17 protein-coding genes are annotated in these 21,426 nt (G+C 47.0%); 7 read left to right on the top strand and 10 right to left on the bottom strand.

What is annotated here, in order from left to right; all coding sequences use genetic code 11:
* Positions 1–2: 2 nt before the first annotated feature.
* Positions 3–1,484, bottom strand: a complete 1,482-nt coding sequence (locus RW114_RS15325) for a BTAD domain-containing putative transcriptional regulator (RefSeq protein ID WP_340123635.1) — start codon at positions 1,482–1,484, stop codon at positions 3–5.
* 289 nt (positions 1,485–1,773) lie between these two features.
* Between RW114_RS15325 and RW114_RS15320 the strand changes: the two genes are divergently transcribed.
* Positions 1,774–3,348 (top strand): TolC family outer membrane protein, encoded by a 1,575-nt coding sequence (locus tag RW114_RS15320; protein ID WP_340123634.1) that lies wholly within the window; start codon positions 1,774–1,776, stop codon positions 3,346–3,348.
* A 483-nt stretch (positions 3,349–3,831) separates the two neighbouring features.
* Here RW114_RS15320 and RW114_RS15315 read toward each other — a convergent pair whose 3' ends face one another.
* On the bottom strand, positions 3,832–4,062 hold the full coding sequence (locus tag RW114_RS15315; protein WP_422614823.1) for a glutaredoxin family protein: 231 nt from the start codon (positions 4,060–4,062) through the stop codon (positions 3,832–3,834).
* Between the two features lie 10 nt (positions 4,063–4,072).
* Complete coding sequence (gene metH, locus RW114_RS15310) at positions 4,073–7,753, bottom strand: methionine synthase (protein ID WP_340123632.1); 3,681 nt, start codon at positions 7,751–7,753, stop codon at positions 4,073–4,075.
* 94 nt (positions 7,754–7,847) lie between these two features.
* On the opposite strand from metH, the gene RW114_RS15305 reads away from it, so the two are divergent.
* Positions 7,848–8,039, top strand: coding sequence for a DUF2970 domain-containing protein (locus RW114_RS15305; RefSeq protein ID WP_340123631.1), 192 nt, complete (start codon positions 7,848–7,850; stop codon positions 8,037–8,039).
* A gap of 95 nt (positions 8,040–8,134) precedes the next feature.
* Here the strand turns inward: RW114_RS15305 and RW114_RS15300 are convergent, their stop codons facing one another.
* Together RW114_RS15300 and RW114_RS15295 are read right to left on the bottom strand one after the other, a co-directional pair.
* On the bottom strand, positions 8,135–8,560 hold the full coding sequence (locus tag RW114_RS15300) for a hypothetical protein (protein WP_340123630.1): 426 nt from the start codon (positions 8,558–8,560) through the stop codon (positions 8,135–8,137).
* A gap of 19 nt (positions 8,561–8,579) precedes the next feature.
* Positions 8,580–8,966: a hypothetical protein gene (locus RW114_RS15295; RefSeq protein WP_340123629.1), complete on the bottom strand. Its 387-nt coding sequence runs from the start codon at positions 8,964–8,966 to the stop codon at positions 8,580–8,582.
* A 504-nt stretch (positions 8,967–9,470) separates the two neighbouring features.
* Between RW114_RS15295 and RW114_RS15290 the strand changes: the two genes are divergently transcribed.
* On the top strand, positions 9,471–11,363 hold the full coding sequence (locus RW114_RS15290; protein ID WP_340123628.1) for a DCC1-like thiol-disulfide oxidoreductase family protein: 1,893 nt from the start codon (positions 9,471–9,473) through the stop codon (positions 11,361–11,363).
* Positions 11,364–11,488: 125 nt separating this feature from the next.
* Positions 11,489–11,602, top strand: a complete 114-nt coding sequence (locus RW114_RS21165; RefSeq protein ID WP_479687035.1) for a lipoprotein — start codon at positions 11,489–11,491, stop codon at positions 11,600–11,602.
* 214 nt (positions 11,603–11,816) lie between these two features.
* Here the strand turns inward: RW114_RS21165 and RW114_RS15285 are convergent, their stop codons facing one another.
* From RW114_RS15285 to RW114_RS15265, 5 genes are all read right to left on the bottom strand, one after another.
* Positions 11,817–13,274, bottom strand: coding sequence for a TrkH family potassium uptake protein (locus tag RW114_RS15285; RefSeq protein ID WP_340123627.1), 1,458 nt, complete (start codon positions 13,272–13,274; stop codon positions 11,817–11,819).
* 70 nt (positions 13,275–13,344) lie between these two features.
* Entirely contained in the window at positions 13,345–14,706 is a 1,362-nt protein-coding gene (gene trkA, locus RW114_RS15280; protein ID WP_340123626.1) for a Trk system potassium transporter TrkA, read from the bottom strand.
* Positions 14,707–14,769: 63 nt separating this feature from the next.
* Entirely contained in the window at positions 14,770–15,657 is an 888-nt protein-coding gene (sucD, locus tag RW114_RS15275) for a succinate--CoA ligase subunit alpha (RefSeq protein ID WP_340123625.1), read from the bottom strand.
* Between the two features lies 1 nt (position 15,658).
* Positions 15,659–16,852, bottom strand: coding sequence for a malate--CoA ligase subunit beta (locus RW114_RS15270; protein ID WP_340123624.1), 1,194 nt, complete (start codon positions 16,850–16,852; stop codon positions 15,659–15,661).
* A 109-nt stretch (positions 16,853–16,961) separates the two neighbouring features.
* The gene (locus RW114_RS15265; protein ID WP_340123623.1) at positions 16,962–17,912 is read right to left on the bottom strand and encodes an HpcH/HpaI aldolase/citrate lyase family protein; all 951 of its coding nucleotides are present in this window, start codon (positions 17,910–17,912) and stop codon (positions 16,962–16,964) included.
* A gap of 321 nt (positions 17,913–18,233) precedes the next feature.
* Between RW114_RS15265 and RW114_RS15260 the strand changes: the two genes are divergently transcribed.
* From RW114_RS15260 to RW114_RS15250, 3 genes are all read left to right on the top strand, one after another.
* Complete coding sequence (locus RW114_RS15260) at positions 18,234–19,400, top strand: aminotransferase class V-fold PLP-dependent enzyme (RefSeq protein ID WP_340123622.1); 1,167 nt, start codon at positions 18,234–18,236, stop codon at positions 19,398–19,400.
* Between the two features lie 233 nt (positions 19,401–19,633).
* Positions 19,634–19,867 (top strand): hypothetical protein, encoded by a 234-nt coding sequence (locus tag RW114_RS15255; RefSeq protein ID WP_340123621.1) that lies wholly within the window; start codon positions 19,634–19,636, stop codon positions 19,865–19,867.
* Positions 19,868–19,983: 116 nt separating this feature from the next.
* Complete coding sequence (locus tag RW114_RS15250) at positions 19,984–20,955, top strand: 2-hydroxyacid dehydrogenase (RefSeq protein ID WP_340123620.1); 972 nt, start codon at positions 19,984–19,986, stop codon at positions 20,953–20,955.
* Positions 20,956–21,426: the final 471 nt, after the last annotated feature.

Below are 21,426 nucleotides of genomic sequence, written 5' to 3'. Positions count from 1 at the left end.
CATCAATCCATTAGTTTGGTGATTTCAGCCTTACGCCCGACCAGCGGGGTTATCTGCACGGCGGCATCCAAACGGGTGCGCGCGCCGCTTTCTTGCAACACTTTGAATATTTCCAGAGGCCGTGCAGAACCGGATAACGATTGAACTCCCAGGCTGCTGCAATCGAAATACCCAGTCACAATGTCGTGTGTCGCCTGACTGATCGCGACATCATTATGCGTGGCATCATTATGCGCGATGCTATGGCGTAACTGGATGGCGAGCTTGGACGTATTGCCGACCGTATCGGGTATTGATTGATCACCGCCAGTAATAATCAATCCAGTGTGGACAGAGGCGCGGATATTCAGCCCATGAACGGCTTCACGTGTCACTGACAATGCTGCCTGCACGGCACGACGTGCAGCATCTTCATGTGCTTGCGGATAGCCAAAGTAAGCTAGCAACCCGCCGCCATGCGTTTGCACAATATGCCCTGACAATTGCTGGATAATTTCCACACAACGTGTCTGAGGGGATGATAGAAACACCATCACTTCATCAAGGTCCTCCAGCGTAGTGACGTTTAATTCGCAGTACAGCACCGTTGCTTGGCGGCGCTCTGCAAGTAGCGGCTGCTTCATTTGTAACGAAGAGGCTTCCCTTACGATGTCTGTCGATCTGCGGTGTAGCTCGCCTTTACGAATCTGTTCAGCTAACAGTTGAGTTCTTTCGTCAGGCAATATGCCCAGCTCGCTTTTTAGTCGGCGGCAGAAAATCAGGTACTGGTCTATGGCCGCGTTATTCTGACCGCTTAAGGCATAAAGGCGCATAGTTCGGCGCTGGGCACTTTCGTTCCAGGGTTCTAGTTCTGTGTAGCGAAAAGAGAATTGCAGCGCCTCTTTAAAGTTGCCCATTTGTGCATGACTATTCGACAGTTGTTCTAATAAGACCAGGGCATGGCGATGCATGGTTTCACGTTGAATCTGAAGCCAGTACTCGAAATCCGGACTATCCGGCAAGGATAAACCCGCCAGGAACTCACCTTGATAGAGGGTGATGGCTTTCTCTTTATTATATTGATCGACGCCATCATTAACTAACGAAGTAAGCGCTTGCCGTGTAAAATCCAGTACGTCGATATAGCCATTCGCAATGAAACGGATGGTGTGTTTACTGGTTAAGAACATTACGGTCCCCGTTGGCAATTCGAGTACCCTGCGTAAATCCGATAAAGTTCGACGCAAATTTCCCCGTGCTGTTGCAGGGTCGTTACCGCTCCACAGAAGATCAGCCAACACCTCTCGCCTATGATCCTGCTCCCGCTCTATCACCAGGTAAGCGAGTAACGCATACATCTTATTATAAGAGGACCCGGCAATGGGTTGACCATTCAGGCGAGCTTCAAAGCCGCCCAGTAGCCTAAGCGCGAGGCCATTATCAGGGGATGGTGGAGACATGGAAGTTGGTGAACGATTGGTGAACGATGAAATTCTATAATCCATTATCTACAAAAAATTGTCATTAGGAAAATTGTTTTTTTGTTGCGCCACAAAACGACCCGATAAAAATATAGCTAAACAAAGCCATTAGCTAAAAAGGACTTAGGAACGTGCATGAAATAAGATCATCAAACACTATGCCTCCCCTTTGAAAAAAGGGGGATTTTATGAATTAAAGTTGCTCAACTTATTTCGTACACGTTTCTGCCCAATATGAAAAAATGTTGCACAACCTTTTGTTTTTAACAAAAAAATATAATTTTAAATTATATTCCAAGCTAAGTTTATTAATATGAACAAAAAATATTACGCAATTCTCTTTGCAGCAGCGCTTTTTATTACCGGCACTGTTAATGCTGATTCAGGCAAAACTAAAGATGATTCAATATTGGACTTAACAATTACATGCGGACTGCCACTGGGACATTGCAAGGGCGAGCCAACGCAGGATTCAGGCATTGCCAAAGCGGGTCCTTCAGTAACATTGCGAGATCTCGTTGAAAAGACAATCACTGCCAACCCTGAAGTACAGGCGAGTTATCACGCTTACTTGGCCGCAGAACAAGAGCATAATGCCGCAATAGGGGGCTATTTACCGCGTGTTGATCTGATTTCGACCATAAGGGCTCAAGAGCGACTGGCGCCAAATTTCAGCAATACACAAACACCCGATTCCCAGACTCAGCTTGTGCTGCATCAGATGCTGTTTGACGGCTTTGCTACCCGCAATGACGTGAACCGTTTAGGTCATGCGGCGCGTGTACGCTATTACCAGATACAAAGCACCATGCAAAGCGTAGCCATGGAAACCGTCAAGGCTTACATGGATACCCAGAAATATCGTCAATTTGTCGCTTATGCATCAGATAATTATGTAGCGCATAAGCAGATCTATGATCGTATTGAAGAGCGGGTTATTGCTGGCGTAGGGCGCAGGGTTGACCTGGAGCAGGCAAACGCGCGTTTAAACTTGGCTGAAGCGAACCTGCTTACCCAATCCACTAATCTGCAAAATGTGGAAGCACGCTATCAAAGATTAACGGGCGAATTACCACCTGCCGAGTTGCCGGAAGTTGATTTCTTTAAGACCAGCGTGGAACCCACGGCAACTAAGGCTCTAGAAACCACCTACCAAAAAAATCCTGACGTATTGGCTGCCATAGAAAACATTATTGCTACCGAGGATGAGGTGAATGCCAAGCGAGCAAAATACTCGCCAAGATTGGATTTGCTAGGCACGAAAAACCTACACACAAGTATTGACGGTCAGAATAGCATTTCCGCTGGAGATGCCATACAACTAACAATGAGCTATAACATCTTTAATGGTTTTTCGGATAAGTCAGTGGTTGGGCAGACCATTGAGAAAAAATACAATGCACAGGATTTGCGAGACAAAGCCTGTAGGGATACTCGCCAGACATTGGTGATAGCCTACACCGATATTATTAATTTAAAGGCGCAATTACCCCTCCGGGATCAGCATCAATTATCCATTCAGAAGGCACGCGAGGCATATCGCAAGCAATTTGATATTGGACAGCGTACATTGCTTGATTTGCTGGATACTGAGAATGAATACTTTAATTCAAGGATGAATTACACCACTACTGATCGTGACTTAACCACTGCATACGCACGCACTTATGCAGCGCAGGGTGAACTACTGAACAAGTTAGATGTTGTTCGCTCAGATGATTTTCCCGATCTTGCCCAAGGAGACCCACTTGATGATTATAAAGTCTGCGAAACAGTTGCCCCCGATCTCAAGCAAATTAATTTGGATAATATTGTCTTAAAAGCTCAACCATTAAATCCCGATTTGAGCATAAAAATGCCTGGCACACCGGTCAAGTCATCAGAGTAAGCCAACGCCACAGATGGCGTAACTGCTCGGGTCAACGGCCCGGGCAGAGGCTTGGCGTTAATAGGATCTTGAAGGTTACCTAAAAAACAAGTAGCCAAAGAAACCTGGGAGGCAAAATGCAGAAAACATTTTGCTGGACCCAGCTAGATTTTATTGGCGCTGGACAATATCCAGGCAATCTCAGGGGCAGTAAGGTACAGCCTTTTTCTATCAGCGTTATTGTTCAACCGGAGAAGTTTTCCCGTCTTGATTCTAAGAGCATCGAATGAGGGTAAAATCATCCACAAGAAGGCGCAAACATCCAAAGCCGACAACCGTTGTTATGTCGGCCTTGAGTTTCAACAATATGGCCCACAGGTCAAGACTTACTCCCAATATCTCGTAGCTAACGGCAAAAAACCGTCACAGGCTGCTGCAATGATAAGTAGCGAGTAGTCTGCAATCCAGGGCTTCGTGACTCCAGTCATCCCGTATTTCGCTATGCTACATACGGGCTACACGACCAATAAAATCCTCAACCTCGGCCTGATCAAACGGCCACCCCAGCTCCTGCTTGGTCTCCGGATGGTATAAAACCGGAATGCGCACAGCATATTGTTTCTGCCACTGCTCCTGTTCGGCAATATCCACAGTCTCAACGCCATCCGGCACACACGCTTTAATAATAATCTCCGCCTGTTCGCAAAGATGACAGCCGGAGGTGCCAAACAGCATCAAGCGCATATTAATGATGCAAATGCGCCGCCAACCAGCGCTCGGCGACTTCTTCGGCGATGCCTTTGCGCCTGGCGTAATCTTGTAGCTGATCTTTATCTATCTTGCCGACATTAAAGTACTGCGATTCGGGATGGGAAAAATACCAGCCGCTTACTGCTGATGCAGGATACATCGCGTAACTTTCGGTCAGTTCTATGCTGGTATGCTCGGTCACATTGAGCAGCTCAAACAGCTTGCCCTTTTCGGTATGATCCGGACACGCAGGATAACCGGGTGCAGGTCGTATGCCTTGATAGGCTTCGTTGATTAACTGATGAGCCTCCTGAGCTTCATCTTTGGCATAACCCCAATACTCTTTCCTGACCACCTGATGCATATACTCTGCAAACGCTTCGGCCAATCTGTCGGCCAGCGCTTTGAGCATAATCGAACTGTAATCATCATTATCCAGTTCAAATTCATGCAGTTTTTGCTCTATGCCGATGCCGGTCGTTACCGCAAAAGCGCCGATATAATCGGCCTTGCCGCTATCAACCGGGGCGATAAAATCGGACAGGCAATAATTTGGCCTGCCCGGCGCCTTGACATTCTGCTGCCGCAAATGATGCAAGGTTTCCTTTTTCTGTACACGGCTGTCATCGGTGTACACCACGACATCATCGCCGTCGCTGTTGGCCGGGAAGAACCCGACCACGGCACGGGCAGTCACCCATTGTTCACGGATGATTTTTTTCAGCATGTCCTGCGCGTCTTCAAACAGCTCTCTGGCTTGGACGCCGATGACTTTATCATCAAGTATTTTGGGATAACTTCCGGCCATTTCCCAGGTTTGGAAAAACGGCGACCAGTCGATATACCAGACCAGCGTATCCAAGGGGAAATTATCAATGACTTTTATGCCCAGAAACGCCGGTTTAACCGGCTCGTAGTTGCCCCAGCTGAATTTATTGCGTCGGGCTTCTTCTAAAGAGTGTTGTTTGGTTTTGGCTTCCCGGCCCTTGTGCCGCTCCCTGACGACCTCGTATTCTTCGCTGACGCTGGTGACGAACTCGTCTTTTAACTCAATGCTCAGCAAATTACTGGCGACCCCGACCCCACGCGACGCATCGGTCACATAAATAACAGGCCCTTGGTAATGCGGGGCGATTTTTACTGCGGTATGCGCGCGCGAAGTTGTCGCGCCGCCTATCATCAACGGAATGGTAAAACCCTGACGCTGCATTTCTTTGGCGACATGCACCATTTCATCCAGCGACGGGGTAATCAGGCCGCTTAAGCCGATAATGTCGACATTTTGCAAACGCGCGGTTTGTAAAATCTTTTCGGCGGGTACCATCACGCCCAGATCAATCACGTCATAGTTATTGCATTGCAAGACCACGCCGACGATATTCTTGCCGATGTCGTGCACATCGCCTTTTACCGTCGCCATCAGGATTTTGCCGTTGGTTTGCCGTTCGCCCGCCGCTTTATCGGCTTCCATAAACGGCATCAAATAAGCCACGGCCTTTTTCATCACCCGTGCCGATTTGACCACTTGCGGCAGGAACATTTTGCCTGCGCCGAACAAGTCGCCGACTACGTTCATGCCGTCCATCAGCGCGCCTTCAATGACATGCAGCGGTCTTTCGGCTTCCTGTCTTGCCTGTTCGGTATCTTCGTCGATGTAATCGGTGATGCCTTTAACCAGCGCATGTTCCAGACGCTTGGTGACCAGCCAGCTGCGCCATTCCAGATCCTGCTCTTTTCCGGCGCTGCTGCTGCCGTCGCCGCGATATTTATCGGCAAGTTCCAGCAATTTATCAGTGCCGCTGCCGTCGTGAGTATTTAATATGACCGCTTCTACCGCATCACGCAGATCTTTGGGTATGTCCTCGTAAATCGCCAATTGACCGGCATTGACGATGCCCATATCCATGCCTGCCTGTATCGCATGGTATAAAAAAACCGCATGTATCGCTTCCCGCACCGGGTTATTGCCCCGAAACGAAAACGAGACGTTGGAAACGCCGCCGGAAATCAGCGCGTAAGGCAAGGTGCGCTTGATCTCTTGGGTGGCTTCAATAAAATCCAGGCCGTAATTGTTGTGTTCGTCAATGCCGGTGGCGACGGCGAATATATTGGGGTCGAAAATAATATCTTCGGGCGGAAAACCGACTTGTTCGGTCAGGATTTTATAAGCCCGCTGACATATTTCGACTTTTCTGGCCTTGGTATCCGCCTGTCCTTCTTCATCAAAAGCCATGACGATAACGGCTGCGCCGTAGCGGCGTACCAGTTTGGCGTGTTTGATAAACGCTGCTTCGCCTTCTTTCAGCGAAATGGAATTGACCACGCCTTTGCCCTGAATGCATTTAAGTCCGGCTTCCAGAATTTCCCATTTGGACGAATCCAGCATGATCGGCACTTTGGCAATGTCCGGTTCCGACGCGATCAGCATCAAAAAGCGCACCATCGCTTCTTTGGACTCCAGCATGCCTTCGTCCATATTGATGTCGATGATTTGCGCGCCGTTTTCAACCTGCTGTTTGGCAACATCCAGCGCCGCTTCAAAATCGCCTTCGATAACCAATCGTTTGAATGCCGCCGAACCGGTCACGTTGGTGCGCTCGCCGATATTGACGAATAATGAGTCAGGGCCGATATTCATCGGTTCGAGCCCGGATAATCGACACATTTTGGGTATTTCCGGGATTTGTCTGGGACTGTATTGCTGTACGGCTTCGACTATCGCTTTGATAGTCGCAGGCGAGGTTCCGCAACAACCGCCGATAATATTCAGGTAGCCGCATTTAGCCCAATCGGCCAACTCTTCGGCCATCGCTTCGGGCGTTTCATCGTATTCCCCGAACTCGTTAGGCAAGCCTGCATTGGGATGAGCAGAAATATGCGTATCGGCAATGCTCGATAATTCATCGATATACTGGCGTAATTCGGTTGCGCCTAACGCGCAGTTAAAACCGAACGAGATCGGCTCAACATGTTTCAATGAATTCCAAAAAGCGGCAACGGTTTGCCCGGAAAGTGTTCTGCCCGATGCGTCGGTAATGGTGCCGGAAATCATCACCGGCAATTTATAGCCTATCTGTTCAAAAACCTGTTCGATTGCGAAAATCGCAGCCTTGGCATTCAGAGTATCGAACACGGTTTCAATCAGGATAATATCCGAGCCGCCGTCAATCAGGCCATGCGTGGCTTCAGTGTAGGCGACAACTAATTCGTCAAAAGAAATATTACGAAAGCCCGGATCGTTAACATCGGGCGACATGGAAGCTGTGCGATTGGTGGGGCCTAATACGCCGGCCACAAAACGCGGTTTTTCCGGGGTCTTTTGGGTGTATTCATCGGCCGCCTGTTTTGCCAAACGCGCCGCCTCGACATTGATTTCATACGCCAGCGATTCCATTTTGTAATCGGCCATCGCGATACGGGTAGCGTTAAAGGTATTGGTCTCGACAATGTCGGAGCCGACTTCAAAATAAGCACTATGAATCGCTTTAATAATGTCCGGCTGGGTCAACGACAAAAGATCGTTATTTCCCTTAAGATCGACATCCCACTGGGCAAAACGCTCACCACGATAATCTTTTTCTTCCAGCTTGTAGCTTTGGATCATCGTACCCATCGCGCCATCAAGAAATAAAATGCGCTGGGATAATTGCTGTTTTAGTAATTCTGTTTTGCTCATAAGGATCGGGCCAAGGTTTATTGATTTGGATATAATCATTGCTTAAAACGCAATCAAGCACTATTATTTTTTACTATTTATATCGGAGATGAGCATGTCAAAACCAACGATTACTCAAGTCATCAAGAGCGTTTTAGCAGCCGCTATTGGTGTACAAAGTAATGATAACAGGCAAAAAGACTTCGAACAGGGAGCTCTCTCAACCTATATTATTGTGGGAGTGGTATTTACTGTGCTTTTCGTTTGTGGCCTCATCTTTCTTGTTTCTACTATTTTAGGCAAATAACATCCGGATGTTGGAACCTATAATCTGCAAAATAGTACAGCCATAAAAAAAGCCCAAGTATCGCTTGGGCTTTTTTTTATAACCAACTTTATGCCTTACTTGTCAGCCGATGTTTTAAAACTTTGTTTAATGCCCTGAAACATTTCTTTAATGTCGCCAAATAAATTACCCAATGTAAAGGCCTCTTTGGTAATAAATTTAAGTCGTAAAAAAGCGATGATAACGAAGCTGAAGATAGAGGGGGATAACTCCTGATAAACCGACTTCAGTAAACCCGTGAAACCCGTAAAATCGCCTTGATTTTTTCTGTCCGCGCCTTGAAGAGCCTCATAAGCTGCACCACCCTCACCAGCTCTGAATGATTCTAATATATTAATATTAATGTATTGGAATAAAAATACCATGACAAAAAAGCCAATCGCTGCCCCCGCAACCCACATCATTACATTACCTGTCTTTGCTCTCATAGCCGACTGGTAAATCCAGAGAACCACTAAAATCATTATAATGCCACTTATCATAGCTATATCCTTTTTTAAATTATTTTTTTGTTAGAAAGAAGAAATATGCACACTTTAAAATCATGTTTGAACCCTCTTTTTCAATCACTTTACAGGATTCGTATTTTTCTCGTCCAGGAGCTACCTGCTTTTTAATTTCCCCATTTTCGACCGAATATTTAATGGGAATCTTCAATGCACTGATTCGCCCAGAAACATCCGATGCCGTTGACATGAGGATTCCATCTGCTCTAAAGTCCCACTCCTGAGTTATGGCCTTTTTTTGGCCAGTTAACGTTACTGCTTCATCATGAAGATCCCATTTCCCTAAAATCTCAGAATTATCTTTTAGTTGAACGTCAGCATTTGCCGACAACGTAAAGAAAATTGCGACCAACGATAATATTTTAACGCATCTATTCATCATAATTCCTTATCTTAAAACCTATCAGCACTCAAAAAACAGATTTTAAACTATACCACACCGGCTATCGAACAATAAATTCAACCGGGAACAAAATTTACATCTTGCCGATAAAAGCACCGAACAATAAGTCTTGACTTTAACTTTTCCTAAAGTATTATGACCCTTCCGTTTGCTATGCAATTAGCAATATTTCTAAAAACACAAAATTATAGGTAGGACATCCCATGGGAGCGATCTTAGATATCACCGAAATGTTAAAAGAACCAGCCGGTATGATCGGCGCGGTTGTAGTTATAGCTGCTGGCTACTTCCTCGTAAAGTGGGTATTCGCCGAACACCCAGACGATGAAAAATAAGTCTTAAACCGGTTTATTCTTAACTTAGGCCGCTCACTTCAATTTCTTATGGATTGAGTGCGGCCTTTGTTTTGTCCGCACATTTTCACACATAAACCCCACACTTCTTATATAATTTATACATCCTCCCGATTTTCCGAATCATGAAATGTATAAACTTATCTCCGCTAAAATTTTAGCACTTCACTCCAAGCAAGTTCCCGCTACCGGCATTGGCTTATTCCGGATTTTTTACGGTCTGATCACGCTACAGGAAATTTTTTTCCTGCTGTACTTTAATCATTTAATTTTCGACCCTGTCCCCTATATAGATGTCGAATTCCCAATGATTCCTTTTTTCTTGTGTTTCTGGGGCGTTATTGCCTCTTTTATTGTGGCCGGTTATCGCTACCAATTTGCAATGATCTGCAACTACATTATTTGGATTGTTTTTGTAAACTTTACCCCGATGCAGCGGGACTTTGATGGCGGCTTTGATTTATTCATGATCGGAACCGGTTTTTTTCTGCTTTTTATGCCCGGAGATCGAGCATTTTCAATCGACAATCTTCGACATAAGCTCAGCACGCCTTTTACCCATTACAGCACTTACCCAAAGCCAACGGTCTCACCCCTTGCCTACACCTTGCCCGTTGCTATCTGTCTCGGCTTCCTCTATTTTGACTCCGCCATACACAAGCTATTTGCCGAACACTGGCGTAATGGCTTGGGCGCTTGGCTACCAGCAACTCAGCCTTATTATGTTTCGGCCATCGACATGTCGTATTTGCTGAACAACAAATTGCTGCAAAATATTCTCGGCTATACTATTTTAATCTTCCAATTTACCTTTATATTCTTTTTTAACCAGCGCCAGTTACGCATCGTCTATTTATTAATCGGCCTTGTACTGCATCTTGGCATTACCCTGTCTTTTAATATTTATCCTTTCGGTTTGGGGATGCTCAGCTTTTATATATTACTCATCCCTTTTAAGTGGTGGCGCTGTATTGGCCGACTGGTTACCGCAAAGCAGCCATCTCTTACCGTATTTTATGACCAGCTGTGCCCTTTGTGTAATCGTACCGTTCTGACTCTTAATCATTTCGACATATTCAGCTGCATAGACTTTAAAAGCGCTCAGGAACATGCCTCACACTATCCAGCGCTGGCTTCCATCAACAACGAAACGCTGTTAACCGACTTATACGCGCTGGATCGCGACAACCGCATTTATTCAGGCGTTGACACCTATAGCCAGATCTTTATAAAAATGCGTTATTTATTTCCTATCGGCATTATTTTGAGCCTTCCGGGAATTCATCAATTGGCCTTAAAAAAATACCGGTCTATTGCCGATACGCGCGCTCGCATCCCGTGCACATCCATATGCCTTACTCCACAAGCACTACCGGACACCACTTTTTATCATCAATTTTTTGAAGGTGTTGCCGCACAGAAACCGAAGGCATTTTCCAGACGACTTACAAAGATATTGCTTGCGCTACTCGTTTTGCAATTAAACAGCTCCATTCATTACGGGCTTATTTACAGGTTTAACGCTGACAGACCTCAAAACCCCCTGTCACAAGCCAGTAACGCTGTTCTAATGGTCTCACAGACATTTTTAGACATCACCCCGCACGCGCTTTATCTGCACGACCATTTTGCAGGCTATGATCATATCTTGGCGATCACCTACACCGACCAAAACGGTGTTGAACACTGGCTGCCGTTTGTCAATGAACAAGGACGCCTTCTTGCCCCCAACTGGGGCAGAGTTCATTCCATGTGGGCCAATATTGCCGTTACGCCAAATATTGACAACAAGCGTTTGCATAAATTCATCATGAAAGTCACCGCTTTCTGGGGACAAAAAATTGGGTTGAATCTTGATAACGTCGTGTTCAACATAAAACTTAAGAAGATCAGCGCGCCCTCGTACTGGGTTCATGATCAATTGCACAAAAATTTTACCTCTCCGTGGCACACTATCGGAACGGCTAAATGGATCAACCAGAAAATCTCTGTTGATTTACCTGACAACATCAATCAGCTTTAATTGCGCAGATATTTTTCGATCTTTATGATTGCATCATCATTCCAGTCATGATATAAAATGCACGTGCTTTAATTTATTGGCGCAACTTAATAAAAATAATTGAAACCCCTTTGGAGGATATTCTTATGAATAAAATTTTATCTGTTCTGGCTATGGCATTAATGATTGTTGGCTTAACTGGCTGCTTGGACAATCCTGATGAATCCAAGCAAAAAGTTTCTAGTTCTATTCAACTGTAAATAGAACTTTTAGCAGTACCAAAAAACCCAGCCTTCGGCTGGGTTTTTTGTTTTTACAAGCCTTAAATTTGTTTGTGAAATACAAAATTCGAACTTACATCTTCCTCTCAATAGCCGTATCGTCCGCACACCCCACAACCATCTTTTGTTAAGGCTCGTTATATACAGCTTTTAGCTTTCTCGCACTGACTTGCCGTACTCACTCGGACGCAGCTTATTTCCTCCAAAACTCAGGCACAAATAAAATAACAATCGAAAATATCTGCACCCGCCCCAATAGCATTGCAAAGGTGCAAACACCCGTTTGAAAATCGCTCAGGCTGGCGTAATTGCTGGCAGGTCCTACCTGATTGAGACCCGGGCCGGCATTGTTAAAACAGGCAACAATGGCCGAAAATGCGCTGATAAAATCCATGCCGCTTAACAGCAACATGAACACCAGAATGACGATGCTAATGAAATACAGGAAAATAAATCCGGTCACCGAGGTAACGATTTTATTGCTGACCACGGTGTCGCCGATTTTCATCGGTTTAACCGCAAAAGGATGAATAAACTTGAATAGCTCCAGGCGCGCCTGTTTCATCAGGATGATGGTGCGAATCATCCTGATGCCTCCGCCGGTGGAGCCGGAAGAAGCCGAAATACAACATAAAAACAGCATCCACATCGGCACAAAAATGGGCCATTGATTAAAGTCCTGAGAGGCAAAGCCGCAATCGGTAGCGATCGTAACCAGATTAAACGTTGCATGGCGTAAAGCCGTCAAAAAATCCGGATAGGTGTCTGCGTTCCACAATACCAAGGCTGCTACCAGGCAACTCCCCAATACTAAAACAAGAAAAACTCTCGCCTCTCTGTCATCGGCGTAAGGATTGAATGATCGTTTTCGAAGCGCTACATAATGGCTGGCGAAATTGATCCCCGCCAGCAACTGGAAGATAGTCAGCACCATCTCGATGGACAGCGAGTCGAAATATCCGATACTGCTGTCATGAGTGGAAAATCCGCCCAAACTCATCGCAGAAAAAGCGTGGCAAATCGCATCAAACCAGTTCATACCTGCCAAGCGCAACGCGATAATGCAGGCCAGAGTGATGCCCGCATAGACCAGCCACAACGCTTTTGCGGTTTGCGCGATACGCGGCGGCAAGTCCGATTCCTTGACCGTTCCCGGGGATTCCGCTATATACAGCTGCATGCCGCCAATACCCAGAATAGGCAAGATGGCGACCGCAAAAATAATGATGCCCATCCCGGCAATCCAGTTCAGCTCATGCCGCCACAGGTTAATCGACATCGGCAACTGGTCAAGACCGCTAAGCGTTGTCGCCCCCGTTGTGGTCAGACCGGAAACCGTCTCGAAATAAGCGTCGATAAAGCTGAGTTCCGTCAGGTAAAGCATCAGCGGCAAGGTGCAAAACACCGGTATTATTGACCAGGTAATCGCTACCATCAAAAAACCCGTCTGTCTTGACACTTTTTTAGGTATGTTGATCGTCGGAATGAACATCAACGCACCCGACAACAAGGTAATCAAAGTACCCTGAAAAAAAGCCGTAGTGGCGCCGTCATCAGCGATGAAGGAGGTCAACAAACAAGTGGCCATCAAGCCGCTGAATCCCATGGTGACCAAACCGAAAATATTGATGATAGTAAAAATGGCATTCATGGAATTAAGGTTCAAGGCGAAAGGCGAAAGGCGAAAGGCTAAGGCTTTTACGCCTTTAGCCTGCCCTTAATTAAAGAGGCTGGAATTTTTTCTCGATATTGACAACCAGTTTTTTATCCATCACAAACATCACCACATGATCGCCCTCTTCAAACACCGTATCACGGTGTATGCAAATAACCTGCTTGTTACGTATCAACGCCCCCATCACTATGCCTTCGGGAAAACTGACCTCATCCACCCTACGCCCAACAACTGAATTCAGATCGACACTTTGATGGGCAATAGCCTCGATTGCCTCGGCTGTGCCGCCGCAAAGGGAGCTTACTTGCGCCACATCACCGCGACGTACGTGCTTTAGAATACTGCCCAGCGTTTCCTGATTGGGCAGCACAGCTACATCAATCCCTGTTCCAAGCAATAACTTGCTGTATGAGACATGATTGAGCAAACAGATGGCTTTACGCGCCCCCAAGCTTTTTGCCAAAGAGGCAGAAACGATATTAACGCCGTCATTTTCAGTAATCGCACAAAATAAATCCGTACTGTCGATAGACTCATCAAGCAACAGCGCTTCATCGGCGCAATCGCCAAGAAGCACTACCGTATGATCAAGATCATTGGCGATTTTTTGGGCTCGTATAGGTTCTTTTTCAATAATTTTTACCTGATGGTCGTCTTCCAGTGCCAGTGCCAAACGCTTACCAACATGGCCGCCGCCAGCGATAATAATGCGTTTTAACGGATCTTCCAGCTTATTCAATGCCTTCAATACTCGACGCACCTCTTCCCGTGGCGCTACAAAAAAAACTTCATCGCCCGTTTCAATAATGGCTTCACCACTCACGGGCAACGGAATACCTTGCCGAAAAATAGCCACCACTCGAATTTTCCCGCCAACCAGGCGCTCTTTCAGTGTTTTAATTTCTTTGCCCGTTAAAATGCCGTCTGGCACCACCTTGACCGAAAATAGTCGCACCAGGCCATCGGCAAAATCGGAAATATGCTGCACACCGGGAAACTCGATTAAATTGCGGATAGCCTCCATGACGATTTGTTCCGGACTGATCACAATATCCACCGGAATACCTTCTGGACCAAATAACCGCGGATTTTTCAGATAATCAACGGCACGCACCCGCGCAATCGTTTTCGGCCGACTATACAGCGTATTAATGATTACACACGCCAGCATATTGGTCTCATCGCTATCGGTAACCGCGATAATAATATCGGCAGTCCGGGCGCCGGCCTGTTCGAGCACTCGCGGATGCGCCGCATTACCGGCAACCGTGGCAATATCGAAACGTTCTTTTAACGCATCGAGTAACTCCGTCCTGAAATCAACGACCACAATATCGTTCTCTTCGCTTGCCAAGGCTCCTGCAACCGATGAACCGGTAACACCGGCACCAAGAATAAGTATCTTCATTTACACCCTTTGGGTATTAAAAAATAAAAGCGGGCAAAAGGCTAAAAACCTGGTATCTTTCCCTTACATCCGAGCCAAAACAGCCGCCACTGTTTCGCCCATGGCTGCCGGTGTCGGACAAATAGTTACCCCTAAATCTTTCAACATCGCTACTTTTTCAGCGGCGCTTTCACCCGCAGATGAAATAATCGCACCTGCATGACCCATTCGCCGACCTTCCGGTGCAGTTAACCCGGCGATATAGGCGATTACCGGCTTAGTCATCTGTTGTTTGGCAAAAATTCCGGCTTCAACTTCTTGTGGACCGCCGATTTCACCAATCATAACGATCACCCTGGTTTCAGGATCAGCTTCGAATTTCTCGAGAATGTCACGATGCGAACTGCCGTTGATCGGGTCGCCGCCGATACCGACAGAAGTTGAAATACCGATGCCCAAACGTTTCAGTTGATCGGCGGCTTCATAACCTAAGGTACCTGAACGGCCGACGATACCGACATTACCTTTCATGTAAATATGCCCCGGCATAATGCCCAGCATGGCTCGTCCCGGACTGATAGTGCCTGCGCAGTTGGGGCCGGTCAGGATCATTCGCTGTTCTACCGGAAAACGGCGCAGAAAGTTTTTAACCGTCATCATGTCCTGGGTCGGAATACCGTCGGTAATTGCCACGCAATATTTAATGCCCGCATCGGCGGCTTCCATAATCGAATCAGCGGCAAAGGCAGGGGGAACAAAGATAATGCTGGCTTCAGCTCCAACTTGGTGTACGGCTTCTTTTACAGTATTAAAAACCGGCAAACCTAAATGGGTTTGACCTCCTTTGCCGGGCGTGATGCCGCCGACCACGTTTGAACCGTAATTAATCATGTCCTGGGCGTGGAAGCTGCCGATTTTTCCGGTAAAGCCCTGGACAATAATGCGTGTTGTTTCGTCAATTAAAATAGCCATTTTACGCTCCCTGAGCTGCTTCTTTCGCAACCGCTTCATTGCGCGCTTGCACCGCTTTTTCAGCCGCTTCGGCCAAGGTTTCTGCGGTAATAATCGGCAAGCCACTTGCTGCGATAATCCTGCGGCCTTCTTCAACGTTAGTGCCTGATAACCTGACAATCAACGGTATTTTCATGTCGATTTTCTTGACCGCTTCAACCACGCCTTCGGCAATCCAATCGCAACGGTTGATACCGGCAAAAATATTCACCAGCATGGCTTTTACGTTCTTATCGGCCAATACTAAGCGAAAAGCTTTTTCGGTACGCTCTGCCGATGCGCCACCGCCTACGTCGAGAAAGTTGGCAGGTTCGCCACCGGCCAGTTTAATCATGTCCATGGTTGCCATCGCCAAACCGGCGCCGTTAATCATGCAGCCGATGTCGCCATCCAGGCCGACATAACTTAAGCCACGATCGGCAGCAGCCATTTCGCGCGGGTCTTCCTGAGTTTTATCGCGCAATTCTGAAATTTTTTGCTGACGGAACAAGGCGTTGTCGTCAAAGCCCATCTTGGCGTCCAGTGCGACCAGTTCGTTACTGCGGGTAATCACCAGTGGATTGATTTCCAGCATGCTGGCATCAAGATCACGCAGGGCGCGATAACAGCCTTTGATGGTTTTAACCGCATGACTCAATAATTCAGGATCCAGCCCCAGTGCAAAAGCCATTTCGCGCGCCTGAAAGTCTCGCAGACCCACCGCAGGCTCGATATAAATTTTGGTAATCGCCTCGGGATTGTTTTCAGCGAGTTCCTCGATTTCCATGCCGCCTTGAGCGGAACCGACCATCACAATACGCTCTGAACTGCGGTCAACCAGAAAACAGAAATACAATTCCTTGGCGATGTCGGTTCCGGCTTCGATATACAATCGGCCGCACACCTTACCTGCCGGACCGGTTTGATGAGTGACCAGCCTTTTACCCAATAACGCCTCTGCCGCCGCTTCAACTTCATCGTGCGTTTTGCAGATTTTAATGCCGCCCGCTTTACCGCGTGCACCGGAATGAACCTGTGCCTTGACCGCCCAAATGTGCCCGCCAATATCTCTGGCGCGTTGCACGGCTTCTTCCGGGCTGTAAGCCATACCGCCTTCAGCGATTTTAACGCCGTAACCGCTTAAAATTTCTTTCGCCTGATACTCATGAATATCCACAGCATCTCCTGCTTATGTGTTACGTAGGTTGGGCTGATGCTTTTCTCAGCCCAATATTTTTGACCGCAATAAGTTGGGTTACGAAAAAACCGTAACTCAACCTACATGACTATTGTGTTTTTGCTGCGATAGCTTCGGCAGCTCTGACCACGTTATTGGCCATTTTTTCTGATGCGGCATCGATTAATCGACCATCTAATGCTGCTGCGCCTTTACCTTGAGCTGCCGCTTCTTTCAAGGCGACCAGTATACGCTTGGCCTTATCAACTTCGGCCGCAGGCGGAGTAAATATTTCATTGGCCAATTCGACTTGTGACGGATGGATCGCCCATTTGCCTTCACAACCTAAAGCCGCCGCACGTCTTCCGGCCGTTTTATAGCCTTCGGGATCTTTAATATCGCCAAAAGGACCGTCGATAGGACGCAAGCCATAGGCTCGACAGGCAACCGTCATCCGGCTGATTGCAAAATTCCATTGATCGCCGGGATAATTGGGGTTTAAACCGCCGATGTTGGTGGTTCTGGCCCGGTTGCTTGCCGCATAATCAGCCACACCGAAATGCAAGGCTTCAAGACGACCCGATGCGCCATTGCGGGCAATATCTTCAACGTTTGCCATACCCAGTGCGGTCTCAATCAAGGCTTCAATACCGATTTTGTTTTTCAGTCCCTGCTGCATTTCCAATTGGTTAAGCATCGCTTCAACCATGTAAACATCGGCATAAACGCCCACTTTAGGAATCAAAACCGTGTCCAGCTTTGCACCGCACTGCTCGACCAGATCCACCACATCACGGACCATGTACTGCGTGTCCAGACCGTTGATACGCACCGAAATAGTGACGCCATGTCCCTTCCAGTCCAGATCATTAATCGCTTCAATAATGTTCTTTCTGGCTTGTAACTTGTCGTCAGGCGCTACGGCATCCTCAAGATCCAGAAAAATAAAATCAGCGCCACTTCTCATCGCTTTTTCAAACATTTCAGGGCTAGAACCCGGAACGGCTAATTCACAGCGCTGAACTCGTTGAATTGACGCTGCATATAAGGTGTGGCTCATTGGTATTTTCCTAATGTCATGGGTGTAAATCAAGTCGTAGGCTGGATTAGCAATAGCGTAACCCAACATTTTTCGTATTAATCATGTTGGGTTAAGGCTACCGCCTAACCCAAGCTACAAGGCTTAAGACGAACATAAATTAACCGCACATTTTACTTCCAGGGGTATCAAAGTCAATTTTTATAGCGTGTTTAACGGCTCAAGCCCTAATCTAACCTTGCCGATTTTTAGCGGCTATGTCATTATTGTTAGTTTTTGGACTTTGGCTTTTTCAATATCCAAGCTGCGTTAATCACTCAACTACTATAAAGAGGCAATTCAATGGCTGGTCGTAACCACCTATATATTCCAGGCCCTACCAATGTGCCGAATGAAATCCTGAACGCCATGCATATCAACATGGAAGACCATCGGTCTCCTGTGTTTCCTAAACTGCTGACGCCTCTTTTACAAGACCTGAAAAAAGTCTTTAAAACTGAAACCGGGCAAGCCTTCATTTTTCCTGCTACAGGCACCGCAGGCTGGGAAGTTGCGTTGACCAACACCTTAAATCCGGGTGACAAGGTTTTAATCTATCGCTTCGGTCAATTCAGCCACTTATGGGCTGAAATGGCAAAACGCTTGGGTTTCGATGTTGAAATTCATCAGGAAGTCTGGGGCAAAGGCATTCCGCTGGATAAAATCGAAGCGCGTTTAAAAGAAGACACCAACCACGAAATCAAGGCCGTTTTGGCGACGCATAATGAAACCGCTACCGGTGTCACCAGCGATATTGGCGGCGTTCGTAAAGCCATGAACGCAGCGAATCACCCGGCGCTCTTATTCGTCGATGGCGTCAGCTCTATTGCCAGTCTCGACTTTCGCATGGACGAATGGGGCGTTGACGGAGCCATCAGCGGCTCACAAAAAGGCTTTATGATGCCCGCCGGCGGTGCGTTCCTGGCCTTCAGCCAGAAAGCCTTAGCAGCCGTTGAAACATCAACCTATCCGCGTTGTTTCCTGGACTTAAAAGACCAGATGAACACCAACAAAGACGGCTACACGCCTTATACTCCGGCATTGCCTATTCTGTACGGCTTACGCAAAGCGTTAGACCTGTTGCAGGAAGAAGGTTTGGAGAATGTTTTCGCGCGTCATCACCGTTTGGCCGAAGGCGTTCGTAAAGCCGTTGCCGCCTGGGGATTAACAACCTGTGCTCAACCCGGTTTCGAATCGGACACAGTGACTGCGATTGTTGTCCCGGAAGACAAAGATGCCAGAGATGTGATCAGCACCGCTTTTAGCCGGTACGATATTTCTTTAGGCGCCGGTTTATCGGAACTTGCCGGCAAAGCTTTCCGTATCGGCCACGTCGGCGACATGAACGACGTTTCGATGCTCGGCGCTATCGCCGGCGTTGAAATGGCGATGCTGGACAACGGCTTTGATTTCAAGCCGGGTGCCGGCGTTGCGGCAGCGATTGAATACTATCGTTCAACAGCAAGTTAATTGATAAATAATAGAACACGGATAATTGTAAGAGACCGCCCGAAAACTAATTTTTGATGCTACATATAGCGTTTAATAGACATAACAAATGCTATATGTTGTGTTTATTTTTATTTTTGGCCTTGCTTTTAGTTGCTTTGCTTTTTTAAAATTGGTATAATTTTTTCACGTGTTAATAAACACGTAAATTTTATCTCGTCGTGATGACGTAACATCCAACATAAGGAAAAACAATGTATTTTAATACTGGCAAACATACAATAAAGAAAGTCACTAACAACGGTGGCAACATTGTCCTTGACGACAATTCAAATTGGGATGTTTCTTTGTTTGACAAGTTCACAGCGCTTTTCTGGAGCCCGAATGACAAGGTTACAGTCAAACCCTATATCGGCTCGAAGTTTAAAATTGAACGCGAAACTAGATTTGGTAAGATCGAAATAATTGAAGCCGCATATCTTAATTAGATTAAAATATCCTCTATCAAAGCCAACAAAAAGGCCGCTTATGCGGCCTTTTTCGTGAGCTTAACTGTTTTAGAGAAAGCCTTGTAGATACTGCTCCTGCCATTGGAGGATAACCCATGAACAAACCCAAAGTCTTTGTTACCCGCAAGTGGCCTGCCTCAGTCGAAGCCAAATTAACAGCTCTTTACGACGTCACGTTAAACGCAGATGACCGACCTTTAAGCGCCGACGAATTCAAATCCGCACTGCAAAATTACGATGCCGTTTGTCCTACCGTTTGCGATTCATTCCCTGCCGACGTGATCAACGTCGACAACAAACGCTGCAAAATTCTGGGCAACTTCGGCGTAGGCTACAACCATATCGATATTCCGGCCGCCAAGGCGCAAGGTTTAGTCGTAACCAACACTCCCGGCGTATTGACGCACAGTACCGCCGATATTGCGATGACCTTATTGTTAATGTCTGCACGTCGCGGCGCAGAAGGCGACCGCCTGGTTCGCGCCAAACAATGGCAAGGCTGGTGCCCGACGCACATGCTGAGCTCCGATGTAACCGGCGCAACTTTAGGCCTGATCGGCTTTGGTCGCATCGCACAAGCCATGGCAAGAAAAGCCCATCACGGCTTCGGCATGAAAATTATTTATTTCAAACCCAGCCCGGCCGACGAATATGTCACCGACGACCTTAACGCGACCCGCTGCGAGTCTATAGAAGACCTGTTGCAAGCGGCCGATTTTGTTTCGTTACACTGTCCCGGCGGCGATGCCACCCGGCATTTAATCAATGCCGACAGGCTTAAGCTGATGAAACCGTCAGCGCACTTAATCAACACCGCCAGAGGCGATGTCGTCGACAGCGTCGCGCTGATAGCCGCACTTAAAAGCAAAAGGATTGCCGGTGCCGGTCTTGATGTGTATGAAGGAGAGCCGAATGTACACGAAGGCTTCCTGAGCCTGGATAATGTATCGCTACTGCCGCATTTGGGCAGCGCCACCTTAGGGACGCGTACCGCAATGGGTGAAAAGGTATTAGCCAATCTGGCCGCATTTTTTGCCGGGAATCATCTGCCTGATCGGGTAGTTTGACAGAGTTAACGCGCCCACCTTAGCTGACTCAGCCCGATAAGATTTCTATCAGCTTTTTTGTAAAAAAGGCGTTCCGCCGACACCTGTGGAACCGTGGCTTTCTATGGAAAATATGGGGAGTTGGTAGCCGCGCAGGATGTGTAGAGCAACGCGAAACCCATCGCATCAGTGATTGATTATGATGGGTTTCAGCTAACGCTCCTACCAAGCTATTTTTTACATAACTGATGTTACGCACGGATGGTACTTCTCCCGTTTGTCGCGCCGAGCACCGGAGCTTTTATCGAGAACAGCCCGTTAGGGGTGCGGCAGGGATGCCGCACGTCAGCAGAGGGGCAGGAGCCTAGGCTGTCGAAATACAGCAACTTTGAATGTATTTTGATTTCCCGACTTATGGATTGATTCGAGTGGGTTTTAAAGTTGAATGGATTGCATTAAAATGAACATTAAAACAACGCACTCGTTCAATTA

Origin of the sequence: Methylobacter svalbardensis, from assembly GCF_037671525.1 — a bacterium.
Taxonomy (GTDB): Bacteria; Pseudomonadota; Gammaproteobacteria; order Methylococcales; family Methylomonadaceae; genus Methylobacter_A; species Methylobacter_A svalbardensis.
Note: the sequence above shows the minus strand (reverse complement) of the source record. Positions and strands in the feature narration are given on the sequence as shown.